Consider the following 12,627-nt stretch of genomic DNA (forward strand, 5'->3'; position numbering starts at 1 on the left):
CCAGGAAGCCCAGGAAGCCCGGGAAGCCTCCGCCTTGTGCGGTGCATTCCGTGTGTGCGGTGAATTCCTTGTGTGTGGTGTGTGCCGTTTTTGACGCGGTGGCTGCGCTCGTTCGTACCGTACGGGCGCAGCACTGTGCCCCGGCGCGAGTGACGCCGGGGCAGGTGTGCGAACCGCGGGATTACGCCTTACGGAGGTGGAATGTCAGTGCCAGTGCCTCGTCGGTGAAGGCGGGGCCGTAGTCTCCGTCCGGCTCGCCGGAGGCGAAGGCCGTGGCGAGGACCTCGTCGGCGATCAGGCCGGCGTGGTCGGTGAGGGCCGTGCGGACCTCGTCGTCCGTGGACTGCCAGCGCAGCTCGATGCGGTCGGCGACGTCCAGCCCGCTGTTCTTGCGGGCCTCCTGGATCAGCCGGATCGCATCACGGGCCAGGCCCGCGCGGCGCAGTTCCGGGGTGATCTCCAGGTCGAGGGCGACTGTGGCGCCCGCGTCGGAGGCCACCGACCAGCCCTCGCGGGGGGTTTCGGTGATGATGACCTCGTCGGGCGTGAGGGTGATCGTCTCGCCGTCGACCTCGACCGTGGCCTCGCCGTCGCGCAGCGCGAGCGAGAGGGCCGCGGCGTCCGCGGCGGCGACGGCCTTGGCGACCGCCTGGACGCCCTTGCCGAACCGCTTGCCGAGGGCGCGGAAGTTGGCCTTGGCGGTGGTGTCGACGAGCGAGCCGCCGCCCGCTGGACCAGCGGAGGATTCAGTGAGGGAGGCCAGGGAGCTGACGTTGAGCTCCTCGGCGATCTGCGCCCGCAGGTCCTCGGACAGGTCCGCGAAGCCATGGGCCGCGACCAGCGCGCGGGACAGCGGCTGACGGGTCTTGACGCCGGACTCGGCGCGGGTGGCACGGCCCAGCTCGACCAGTCGGCGGACCAGCAGCATCTGCCCGGACAGGGCCGGGTCGACGGCCGCCGGGTCGGCCACTGGCCAGGACGACAGGTGGACCGAGTCCGGCGCGTCCGGAGTGACCGGGACGACCAGGTCCTGCCAGACCCGCTCGGTGATGAAGGGGGTGAGCGGCGCCATCAGGCGGGTGACCGTCTCGATGACCTCGTGGAGGGTGCGCAGCGCGGCCGCGTCGCCCTGCCAGAAGCGGCGGCGGGACCGGCGGACGTACCAGTTGGACAGGTCGTCGACGAAGGCCGACAGCAGCTTGCCCGCGCGCTGGGTGTCGAACGACTCCAGGGCGTCGGTGACCTGCTCGACCAGGGTGTTCAGCTCGCCGAGCAGCCAGCGGTCCAGCAGCGGGCGGTCGGCGGGGGTCGGGTCGGCGGCGGACGGCGCCCAGCCGGAGGTACGGGCGTACAGCGCCTGGAAGGCGACCGTGTTCCAGTAGGTCAGCAGGGTCTTGCGGACGACCTCCTGGATGGTGTTGTGGCCGACCCGGCGGGCGGCCCACGGGGAGCCGCCGGCGGCCATGAACCAGCGGACCGCGTCGGCGCCGTGCTGGTCCATCAGCGGGATCGGCTGGAGGATGTTGCCCAGGTGCTTGGACATCTTCCGGCCGTCCTCGGCGAGGATATGGCCCAGGCAGACCACGTTCTCGTACGCCGACTTGTCGAAGACCAGGGTGCCGACGGCCATCAGGGTGTAGAACCAGCCGCGGGTCTGGTCGATCGCCTCGGAGATGAACTGCGCCGGGTACCGCTTCTCGAACAGTTCCTTGTTGCGGTACGGGTAGCCCCACTGCGCGAACGGCATCGAGCCCGAGTCGTACCAGGCGTCGATGACCTCCGGGACGCGGGTGGCGTCCAGCGAGCAGCCCTCGGCGGTGCAGGTGAAGGTGATCTCGTCGATGAACGGGCGGTGCGGGTCCAGGCCGGACTGGTCGGTGCCGGTCAGCTCGGTCAGCTCGGCGAGCGAGCCGACGCAGGTGAGGTGGTTCTCCTCGCAGCGCCAGATGGGCAGCGGGGTGCCCCAGTAGCGGTTGCGGGACAGCGCCCAGTCGATGTTGTTGGTGAGCCAGTCGCCGAAGCGGCCGTGCTTGACCGACTCGGGGAACCAGTTGGTGTTCTCGTTCTCGCGGAGCAGGGCGTCCTTGACCGCGGTGGTGCGGATGTACCAGGACGGCTGGGCGTAGTAGAGCAGCGCGGTGTGGCAGCGCCAGCAGTGCGGGTAGCTGTGCTCGTAGGCGATGTGCTGGAAGAGCAGGCCCCGGGCCTGGAGGTCGGCGACCAGGGATTCGTCGGCCTTCTTGAAGAACTGGCCGCCGACGAGGCCCAGCTGCTCCTCGAAGGTGCCGTCCGGGCGGACCGGGTTGACCACCGGGAGGCCGTACGCCTTGCAGGTCCTGAGGTCGTCCTCACCGAAGGCGGGGGCCTGGTGGACGAGACCGGTGCCGTCGTCGGTGGTGACGTACTCCGCGTTGACGACGTAGTTGGCGCCCTCCAGCTCGACGAGGGAGAACGGGCGCTCGTAGGACCAGCGCTCCATTTCGCGGCCGGTGAAGGACCGGCCGGTGGCGGTCCAGCCCTCGCCGAGGGCCTTCTCCAGGAGCGGCTCCGCGACGACCAGCTGCTCCTCGCCGTCGGTGGCGACGACGTAGGTGACGTCCGGATGCGCGGCGGCGGCCGTGTTGGAGACCAGTGTCCAGGGGGTCGTCGTCCAGATGAGGAGGGACGCCTCGCCGGCGAGCGGGCCGGAGGTCAGCGGCAGGCGGACGTAGACCGAGGGGTCGACGACGGTCTCGTAGCCCTGCGCCAGCTCGTGGTCCGACAGGCCGGTGCCGCAGCGCGGGCACCAGGGGGCGACGCGGTGGTCCTGGACGAGCAGGCCCTTGGTGAAGATCTCCTTCAGCGACCACCAGACCGACTCGATGTAGTCGGGGTCCATCGTGCGGTACGGGGCGTCGAGGTCGGTCCAGTACCCCATGCGGGTCGTGAGCTCGGCGAAGGCGTCGGTGTGGCGGGTCACCGACTCGCGGCACTTGGCGTTGAACTCGGCGATGCCGTACGCCTCGATGTCCTTCTTGCCGTTGAAGCCCAGCTCCTTCTCCACGGCCAGCTCGACCGGGAGGCCGTGGCAGTCCCAGCCGGCCTTGCGGTCGACGTGGTAGCCCTGCATCGTGCGGAACCGGGGGAAGACGTCCTTGAAGACGCGGGCCTCGATGTGGTGGGCACCGGGCATGCCGTTGGCGGTCGGGGGGCCCTCGTAGAAGACCCACTCGGGCCGTCCCCCGGACTGCTCGAGGGTACGGGCGAAGACCTTCTGCTCCTGCCAGAACTCGAGCACCGCGTGCTCCAGAGCGGGGAGGTCTACCTGGGCGGGTACCTGGCGGTACAGGGGCTGCTCACTCATCGGGGGCTTCCTCCGGCGGACACCTGCTGCTTCTCCGTCCGGAGGGACGAGAGCGCTGGCTCCCGCGGTACCACCCTCCTTGGCGGTGCGCGCCGCACCGCCCCCTCATTGGGGTCGCGCTGCCGGTTCTACTCGCCCTGGATGGCCCGAGCCCGTGGGCGGAGCCCACTGTCCACAACTTTCTTCCGGCGGCTCCGGGTGATCTTCACGTCGTGCACGCCCCCGGGCTTCCACCATCCCCGGGTCGCTGCCGGCTGCGTACGACGCTACTCGTCCCATCAATGCCTGTCGCTGTCCCCACAGTGTACGGGGCCCCGCCGACAGCGGCCGACCGAATTCCGGTGTGACCCGAATGGCCAGGAGCCGTCCCCGCCGCCCGCCCGGCGGATTACCGGCCGGGCAGCGGGGCACAACCGAGGCATACCGCACGTCCGGGCCGGGTGGCAGGGCCTTTCGGGGCGGTGCGTCCCGTTGCCGCCCGCCGTGCGGAGATTTATCGTTCCCGTCACGATTCGCGAACAACGTCACATACGTAAAGGGGCGCGGTCATGGTGGCGAAAAAGACCGCCGCGGAGAAGAGCACGACGCCTGCCGACGAGGCCGTCGCGAAGCAGCCTGCCCCGAAGAACGACGCTCCGAAGAAGGCCGCAGCGAAGAAGGCAGCGGAGAAGAAGCCGGCGGAGAAGAAGCCGGCGGAGAAGAAGAAAGCCGCTCCGAAGAAGACGGCGGCGAAGAAGACGGCCGCGAAGACAGCCGCGAAGAAGACCGCGAAGAAGGCTCCGGCCAAGAAGGCCGCGGTGCCCGCGAGGAAGACGGGAGCCAAGACGGTGGTGGCGAAGAAGACGGCGGCCGCGACGGCCGAAGCGCACGGCGGTGGTCCCGCGCTCGCCACGGCCCCGATGGCCGCGGCGCCGGACGAGCTCGCCGTACGGCCCGGCGAGGACCCCTGGACCCCGGCCGAGGTCGCCGCGGCGCGCACCGAGCTGATGGACGAGGCGGCGCGGCTGCGCCTGGAGATCGTCTCGGCCGAGGACGCCATCGCCGGGATGATGCGCGACTCCGGCGACGGCGCCGGCGACGACGACGCCGACACCGGCAGCAAGAACATCACCCGGGAACACGAGCTGGCGCTCGCCTCCAACGCCCGCGAGATGCTCCACCAGACCGAGCGGGCCCTCGGCCGTCTCGACGCCGGCACCTACGGGCTCTGCGAGAACTGCGGCAACCCCATCGGCAAGGCCCGGATGCAGGCCTTCCCCCGGGCGACGCTGTGTGTGGAGTGCAAACAGCAGCAGGAGCGCCGCTGAGCCGGCCGGCCACCGGACCCGGCCGGTCGCGGGGCGGTACCCGTAGCGCCCGGCGCCGTACGTGTGTGCCGTACTCTCGTGGTTCAGCCAGGCACGGCCTGGTCGCGGACACAACGGGCTGAGGGACTCACACGTGGCAGAGGCGGAGCGCATCACCGGTACGCCGGAACCCGGGCAGGGATCCGGAGCGGAGCCGACACCGGCTTCCGACGGGGGAGGGGCGGCCGGGCAGGAGCGGGAGCGCGGCGCCGGCCGCGGCAAGCGGCGGATCGCCGCGCTGCTGCTGGTCGCCTGCTTCGTGTACCTGCTGGACCTGGTCAGCAAGGTGCTCGTCGTGGCCAAGCTGGAGCACCACGACCCCATCGAGATCGTCGGGACGCTGCTGCAGCTCCGGGTGATCCGTAACCGCGGGGCCGCCTTCGGCATCGGCGAGGCGCTGACGATCTTCCTGACGATCATCGCCGCCGCGGTGATCGTGGTGATCGCCCGGATCGCCCGCAAGCTCTACAGCCTGCCCTGGGCCATCGCGCTGGGGCTGCTGCTCGGCGGTGCCTTCGGCAACCTCACCGACCGGGTCTTCCGCTCGCCGGGCATCTTCGAGGGCGCGGTGGTCGACTTCATCGCCCCCGCGCACTTCGCGGTCTTCAACCTCGCCGACTCCGCGATCGTCTGCGGCGGCATCCTGATCGTGATCCTGTCCTTCCGCGGCCTCGACCCCGACGGGACGCTCCACAAGGACTGACGGCGCCGCCCCCCATAAGCCGCAGCCCCCCCCCACGGCTCCCGCCCCGCCCCGATGCGGGGCGCCAGGGCTGCCATACTCCATAAGGTGAGCACGATTCCCGAGATCCGCACCCTGCCCGTACCGGACGGCCTGGAGGGCGAGCGTGTCGACGCCGCGCTGGCCCGGATGTTCGGCTTCTCCCGCACGAAGGCCGCCGAGCTGGCCGCCGCCGGAAAGGTCCGGGTCGACGGGGCCGAGGTGATGAAGTCCGAGCGGGTGCGCGGTGGCGCGTGGCTGGAGGTCGAGATGCCGCAGGCCGCGCCGCCGGTGGAGATCGTCGCCGAGCCCGTCGAGGGCATGGAGATCGTGCATGACGACGACGACATCGTCGTGATCGTCAAGCCGGTCGGCGTCGCCGCCCACCCGAGCCCCGGCTGGACCGGCACCACCGTCATCGGCGGGCTGGCCGCGGCCGGCTACCGCATCTCCACCTCCGGCGCCGCCGAGCGCCAGGGCATCGTGCACCGCCTCGACGTCGGCACCTCCGGCCTGATGGTGGTCGCCAAGTCCGAGCGGGCGTACACGTCCCTGAAGCGGCAGTTCAAGGAGCGCGTCCCCGAGAAGCGCTACCACTCCCTGGTCCAGGGCCACCCGGACCCGATGAGCGGCACCATCGACGCGCCCATCGGCCGGCATCCGCAGCACGACTACAAGTGGGCGGTCACCGCCGACGGCAAGCCGAGCGTCACCCACTACGACCTCATCGAGGCGTTCCGCGCGGCCAGCCTGCTCGACATCAAGCTGGAGACCGGGCGCACCCACCAGATCCGGGTGCACATGGCCGCGCACCGCCACCCCTGCGTCGGCGACCTGACCTACGGTGCGGACCCCACCCTCGCCAAGCGGCTGGGCGTCGCCCGGCAGTGGCTGCACGCGGTCCGGCTGGGCTTCGAGCACCCCTCCGACGGCCGCTGGGTCGAGTTCGAGAGCGCCTATCCGGACGATCTGCAGCGCGCCCTCGACACCGTGCGCGACGAGAGCAGCTGACCCCGGCCGGGTTTTCCGGCCATACGTGGCACTCTTGGGCGGAAAGTGATCGAATCCGACCATCCGGAGCGTAGCCACCGTGGACCAGCTGGCTCTGCTGTTCGTTCTTCTCCTCGGAGCCGTGGTCGTGGTTCCGGCCGGCGACCGGCTGGGGCTGCCGGCGCCGGTGCTGATGACCCTGGTCGGCGCTGTCCTGGCGCTGCTGCCGTTCGTCCCCAACGTCGAGGTGCCGCCGGAGTTCATTCTGCCGGTGGTGCTGCCGCCGCTGCTCTACGCGGCGGTGCAGCGCACCTCCTGGCGGCAGTTCACCGCCAACCTCCGGCCGATCTTCCTGCTCGCCGTGGCGCTGGTCTTCGCCACCACCGCCGCGGTCGCCGCGGTCGCCCAGGCCGTGGTGCCCGGGCTGCCGCTGGCCGCCGCGGTGGTGCTCGGCGCGCTGGTCGCGCCGCCCGACCCGGTCGCCGCGACCGCCGTCGCCGGCAAGCTCGGGCTGCCCCGCCGGATGGTCTCCATCCTGGAGGGCGAGGGCCTGTTCAACGACGTCACCGCGATCGTGCTCTACCACGTGGCGCTCGCCGCGGCGGTCAGCGGCACCTTCTCGGTGCCCGGGGCGCTCGGCTCGCTGGTGCTGTCCGCGGTGGTCGCCATAGCGGTCGGCGTGGTCATCGGCTGGGCGGCCAACAAGCTGATGGGGCTGCTCGGTGATCCGACGCTGCAGACCGGGCTGACGCTGCTGGTGCCGTTCGTCGCGTACGTCCTGGCCGAGGAGTTCCGGGGTTCCGGGGTGCTGGCGGTGCTGACCTGCGCGCTCTTCCTGGCGAAGTACGCGGCGGACCCGGACGACGTGATGGGCCGGCTCACCGGATTCAGCTTCTGGGAGATCGTCGACACCCTCGTCACCGGCGTCGCCTTCGGGCTGATCGGCCTGGAGCTGCACCGGGTCTTCGGTATCGCCGCACACCGCTGGGGCGAGCTGCTCGGCGCCGCCGCCGCGGTCATCGCGGTGGTCGTCGGCGTCCGCCTGGTGTGGCTGCTGCCCGCCGCCTGGCTCGCCAAGCGGATGCACAAGCGCCGCGACTACGACGAGGACATCCCGATGAGCTGGCGGGAGACGATCGTCATGTGGTGGTCGGGGATGCGCGGAGTGGCCTCGGTGGCGCTGGCCCTGGCCATCCCGTACACCGTCGACGGCGGCGGCGACTTCCCCGCCCGCGACGAGATCCTCTTCGTCGCCTTCGCGGTGGTGCTCTCCACCCTCCTCGTCCAGGGCCTCACCCTGCCCTGGCTGGTGCGCAGGCTCCGGGTGCGGGCCGACACCGATGCCCTGGACGCCCAGGAACGGGAGCTGGCGCTCCGGGTGGTCAAGGCGTCCAAGCGCCGGCTGAAGGAGATCCTCGCGGTCGAGGAGGTGTCCGAGGACGTCGGCGACCAGCTGTCGCGCCGGGCCTATGACCTCGGCGCCCGGATCGCGCCGGACATCGTCGACGACGAGCGGCGCGAGCTCTTCGAAAAGCGTCTCACCCGGATGAAGAAGGTCCAGCGCATCCACGGCGAGATGCTCTCGGCCGCCCGGCACGAGGTGCTGGCGGCGCGCAACGAGCCGGGCGCGGACCCGGAGGTCGTGGACCGGGTGCTGCGGCAGCTGGACATGCGCAGCCTGCGGGGCGGCGCCGGCTGACCGCCGGAGTGCCGTACCTGGCACGATGGGGCCAGAACGATCCGAACCAGGGAAGTGATGCAGTGCCGGCCTCCACCGAGCCCGCGACCGGCGGGCCCTTGACGATTGCCCTGTTCCACTCCGTGTACGGGCTGCGTCCCGCGGTGCACGCCGCGGCGGACCGGCTGCGCGCCGCGGGACACGAGGTGGTCGTCCCCGACCTGTTCGACGGGCGGACCGCCGCATCGGCGCCGGACGGCATGCTGATCAAGGACGAGATCGGCAAGGAGGAGCTGCTCAAGCGCGCCATCACGGCCGTCGCACCGTACTCCGACCGCCGTCTGGTCTACGCCGGTCTCTCCTTCGGCGGCGCGGTCGCGCAGAACCTCGCGCTGGGCGACGAGAAGGCCCGCGGGCTGCTCCTCCTGCACGGCACGTCCGACATCGCGGAGGACGCGGCCGTCGACGACCTGCCGGTTCAGCTGCATGTCGCCGACCCCGACCCGTACGAGCCGCACGACTGGCTGAACGCCTGGTACCTGCGGATGCGCCGGGCCGGCGCGGACGTGGAGGTGTACCGCTACGCCGGCGCCGGCCACCTCTTCACGGACCCGGATCTGCCGGACTACGACGCCGAGGCGGCGGAGCGCACCTGGCGGACGGCGCTGGGCTTCCTGGCCGGGCTCTGACCCACCGGACCGGCCCTGGACGACCGCCGCTGGACGACCGCCATTGGACGACCGCCCCGGTCGACCGGCTCTAGACGACCGGCCCGTCCGCCCGCTCGACCCGCTGGCTGCCGCTGCGGGTGCGGTACGAGCGCAGGTGGGTGCTGGTCGCGTGGGGGTCGGTCTTGTCGGAGATGCCGTAGTAGTCCATCTGCGTACGCTCGGCGCCGACGTCCAGTACCCCGTAGCCGTGCGAGTCCATGTCCAGCCACTTCACATGCCGGTTGGTGGCCCGGATGGCGGCGACGCCGGCCAGGGAGACGGTGTGCGGGGCGACGTGCAGGTAGTCGTCCACGTTGTCGGAGGTGACGGAGGTGACCACGAACTCCGTCGCCACCGGACGCGTGGCCGGGTAGGTCGCCGCCCGCAGCGGTACGTCATTGGCCCAGGCCATATGGATGTCGCCGGTCAGGAACACGGTGTTGCCGATGGCGCGGTCGCTGAGGTGGCCGAGCAGTTCGCGGCGGTCGTCGGTGTAGCCGTCCCACTGGTCGGTGTTGGCCGCCAGGCCCTCCTTGGGTATCCCGAGGACCTCGGCGAGCGGGCCGAGCAGGTGCGCGGGCAGGGCGCCGAAGGCCACCGGCGAGATCATCACCGAGGTGCCGACCAGCCGCCAGGCGGTGTCCGAGCGCTCGAGTCCGGCCTTGAGCCAGTCCAGTTGGGCCCGTCCGGTGAGCGTCCGGCCGGGGTCGTCGACCGCGCCGCTGCCCGGCCTGACCTGCTCGTCGCGGAACGACCGCAGGTCCAGCAGGTGCAGATCGGCGAGGCTGCCGAAGCGCAGCCGGCGGTAGGTGGTGCCGGCGGTCGAGGGGCGCACCGGCATCCACTCGAAGTACGCCTGTTTCGCGGCGGCCATCCGTGCGGACCACGAACCCTCGGTGTCCGGTGAGTGGTTCCCCGCGCCGTCCTTCCAGGCGTTGTCGGCGAACTCGTGGTCGTCCCAGATGGCGATGACCGGGTGGGCGGCGTGCAGGGCCTGCGCGTCCGGGTCGGTCTTGTGCACGCCGTGCCGGACGCGGTAGTCGGCGAGCGTGAGCAGTTCGTGGGCGGGGGAGTGCGGGCGGACGGTGTGCCGGAAGGACGGGAACCTGCCGGACTCGTACTCGTAGAGGTAGTCGCCGAGGTGCAGCACCGCGTCCAGGTCGGTGCGGTCGGCCAGATGCCGGTACGCCGAGAAGTAGCCGGACTCCCAGTTGGCGCAGGAGACCACGCCGAAGCGGACGTGGTCGGCCGTGGAGTCGTGTGCGGGGGCGGTGCGGGTGCGGCCGACGGGGGAGTGCTGCCCGTCGACGGTGAAGCGGTAGTAGTAGTCGGTGGCCGGACGCAGGCCGCGGACATCGGCCTTGACGGTGTGGTCGGTCGCCGCCGAGGTGGTCAGGCCGCCCCGGGCGACGACGGTGGCGAAGTCCTTGTCGCGCGCCACCTGCCAGCCGACCTCGGTGGCCGGTCCGCGGCCGGAACCCGGGGTGGCCGCGGGGGCCGGGGTGACCCGGGTCCACAGCAGGACGCCGTCCGGGAGCGGGTCACCGGAGGCGACCCCGTGCAGGAAGAACCGGCCCTGGTCCGGGTCCGGTTGGGCGTACGCGGCGGGGGCGCCGGCGAGCGGCAGGAGGGCGGCGGTGGCGGCTACGGCCGTAACGGCTGTGCGGCGCGAGATCTTTTCATGATCATTCACGGCCGCCCACCCTACTGGGCGGTAGGGGAATGCGGGAGGGCTTCGTCCGGGGAAATCCCGGAATTCCCCTGGAACTCCCGAGAGTTCGCCCTCCCTTCCCCCTGCCTCAAGGTACGGGAGCGTGCCCGCCCGCCACGCCGCTCAGTGGGCGCCCGACGGGTCCTTCTCGCCCTCGCGGATGCCCTTCTCCCCGCCCGTGCCGGAGCCCTTCCCCGGCTCCCGCTCCGCGTCCTTCCCGGCGCCGGTGCCCTTCGCCGGGCCGAACTCCTTGTCGAGCATCTTCCGGAAGTTCCGCACGGCGAGCTCGCGGTACTCCGCCCGCGTCATCCGGCGCCGCGGGATCTCGTCCATCACCAGCTTCTTGTCGCCGTGCAGGAAGGTCGGGGTGCCCTCGACGCCCTTGCGGCCGAACAGCGCCGTCATGTCCATCGTCCAGCGGTCGTACGTGCCGTTCCTGACCGCCTTCTCGAACGCCGCGTTGTTCTTCAGCTCCGGCACCTCGGCGGCGGCCTTGAGCAGCTCGGAGTCCTTGGCGTAGAGGTCCTCGCGCTCGTCGGGGTGGTACTTCTCGGAGTACAGCGCCGACTTGTACTTCAGGAACGCCTCCGGACTGACGTTCAGCGCCGCGCCGAGCGCGCTGAGCGCGTTCTTCGAGCCCTCACCGCCCGCCATCCCGTCGATGAACGTGTACATCGTGAAACGGACCCTGAACCGGCCGTCCTTGACGTTCTTCAGCAGTTCGTCGCCGGTGGTCCGCTCGAACGACGCGCACGACGGACAGCGGACGTCCTCGAAGACCTCCAGGGTCTCCTTGGCCTTCGGGTCGCCGATGAGGATCTCGGTGCCGTTCTTGCCCTGGGTGTGGGCCGGTTTGACCAACGGAGCCTGGGCGGCGGCCTCCCAGCCGGTCGGCTCGGTCAGTTTCACGATGCCGAAGCCGACGGCTCCGGCGACCGCCAGGCCGCCGGCCACGGAGGCGCCGACGACGAGCTGGCGGCGCGTCCTGTCCCGCTTCTTCTGCCGCTCGCGCTCGGCACGGATCCGCTCGCGGGCCGAGGACTTGGCGGCCTGACTGTTGCGATTGCTCATGGGGGGTCCCGTTCCTCACGGAGTCGCCTTGGTGGCCCGGAGTCTGCCATGGGCATGGCATGCGGCCGGGTCAAGATTTGGCATCGGCCGGCCCGCGGGGTGCGGACCGGCCGATGCCTCAGGGGTACCTCGGGGAGGGCGGGTTACTTCTTGAGGGCCTTGTCGACCATCGAGGTGTAGGCCTCCGGGGTGGACGGCGCGGCCTTGCCCCGCGGCGTGTCCGTGCCGATCACGGTGTCGTTGACCTTCACGGTCGGGGTGCTGGTGACGTCCTTGAACCCGTTGAACGCGTCGGACATCTCCAGGGCCCACCGGTCGTAGGTGCCGGTCGAGACGGCCTTCTGGAAGGCGGCGTTGCCCTTCAGCTCCGGGACGGTGTCGGCGACCTTCAGCAGGTAGGCGTCGTCGGCGAACTTGTCCGGACCCATCTCGTCCGGGTGGAACTCCTTGGCGAACAGCGCGGACTTGTACTTCAGGAAGCTGTCCGTGCTGACGTTGAGGGCGGCGCCCAGTGCGCTCAGCGCGTTCTTGGAACCGGTGCCCTTGAGGTTGGCGTCGAGGAACGTGCCCAGGTGGTACGAGACCTTGTACTTGCCGTCCTTGAGGTCCTTCTCGACGGTGCCGCCGATGTTCTGCTCAAGGCTCGCGCAGCCGGGGCAGCGCAGGTCCTCGAAGAAGCTGACGGTGTTCTTGGCGTCCGCCTTGCCGACGACGATGGTGGTGCCCTTGTCCCCGGTGGTGTGGGCCGGCTTGACCAGCTCGGCCTTGGCGGCCTTCGTCCAGGCGGCGTCACCGCCCGCGGCGTTCGCCGCCCCCGACGCGTCACCGCCCGAGGTGGCGACCGCCACCCCGATACCGCCGGCGATCGCCAGGACGCCGACGATCGCCCCGCCGACGGTCAGCTGCCGGCGGATCCGGTCCTTCTTCGCCTGCCGCTCGCGCTCGGCGCGCAGCCGCTCGCGGGCTGCCTGCTTGTTGGCCTGGCTGTTGCGGTTGCTCATGTCTGTTCCTGCTCCGTGGAAATCCGTGGTCCGTGGACGTGGTGCGGGTGCGGGCT

At 71.1% G+C, this 12,627-nt stretch carries 9 protein-coding genes; 5 read left to right on the forward strand and 4 right to left on the reverse strand.

Annotated elements, in window-relative coordinates:
* Positions 1-181: 181 nt before the first annotated feature.
* Positions 182-3,343: an isoleucine--tRNA ligase gene (ileS, locus tag AZE13_RS17495; protein ID WP_066932147.1), complete on the reverse strand. Its 3,162-nt coding sequence runs from the start codon at positions 3,341-3,343 to the stop codon at positions 182-184.
* 548 nt (positions 3,344-3,891) lie between these two features.
* On the opposite strand from ileS, the gene AZE13_RS17500 reads away from it, so the two are divergent.
* The 5 genes from AZE13_RS17500 to AZE13_RS17520 all read left to right on the forward strand — a co-directional run bounded on the left by AZE13_RS17500 (position 3,892) and on the right by AZE13_RS17520 (position 8,767).
* Positions 3,892-4,650 (forward strand): TraR/DksA family transcriptional regulator, encoded by a 759-nt coding sequence (locus AZE13_RS17500; protein ID WP_066932149.1) that lies wholly within the window; start codon positions 3,892-3,894, stop codon positions 4,648-4,650.
* 133 nt (positions 4,651-4,783) lie between these two features.
* Positions 4,784-5,392, forward strand: coding sequence for a signal peptidase II (gene lspA / locus AZE13_RS17505; RefSeq protein WP_066932151.1), 609 nt, complete (start codon positions 4,784-4,786; stop codon positions 5,390-5,392).
* A gap of 87 nt (positions 5,393-5,479) precedes the next feature.
* Complete coding sequence (locus AZE13_RS17510) at positions 5,480-6,421, forward strand: RluA family pseudouridine synthase (RefSeq protein ID WP_066932156.1); 942 nt, start codon at positions 5,480-5,482, stop codon at positions 6,419-6,421.
* 79 nt (positions 6,422-6,500) lie between these two features.
* Entirely contained in the window at positions 6,501-8,099 is a 1,599-nt protein-coding gene (locus AZE13_RS17515) for a Na+/H+ antiporter (protein ID WP_066932159.1), read from the forward strand.
* A gap of 98 nt (positions 8,100-8,197) precedes the next feature.
* Entirely contained in the window at positions 8,198-8,767 is a 570-nt protein-coding gene (locus AZE13_RS17520) for a dienelactone hydrolase family protein (protein WP_066932710.1), read from the forward strand.
* 70 nt (positions 8,768-8,837) lie between these two features.
* Here the strand turns inward: AZE13_RS17520 and AZE13_RS17525 are convergent, their stop codons facing one another.
* The 3 genes from AZE13_RS17525 to AZE13_RS17535 all read right to left on the reverse strand — a co-directional run bounded on the left by AZE13_RS17525 (position 8,838) and on the right by AZE13_RS17535 (position 12,571).
* A complete protein-coding gene (locus tag AZE13_RS17525) occupies positions 8,838-10,481 on the reverse strand; it encodes an alkaline phosphatase D family protein (RefSeq protein WP_066932286.1) in 1,644 nt (547 codons plus the stop codon).
* A 141-nt stretch (positions 10,482-10,622) separates the two neighbouring features.
* The gene (locus AZE13_RS17530; RefSeq protein WP_066932288.1) at positions 10,623-11,570 is read right to left on the reverse strand and encodes a thioredoxin domain-containing protein; all 948 of its coding nucleotides are present in this window, start codon (positions 11,568-11,570) and stop codon (positions 10,623-10,625) included.
* A gap of 143 nt (positions 11,571-11,713) precedes the next feature.
* Entirely contained in the window at positions 11,714-12,571 is an 858-nt protein-coding gene (locus AZE13_RS17535; RefSeq protein ID WP_066932291.1) for a thioredoxin domain-containing protein, read from the reverse strand.
* Between the last annotated feature and the right edge of the window lie 56 nt (positions 12,572-12,627).

The organism is Streptomyces sp. NBRC 110611 (assembly GCF_001590865.1).
Classification (GTDB): Bacteria; Actinomycetota; Actinomycetes; order Streptomycetales; family Streptomycetaceae; genus Streptomyces.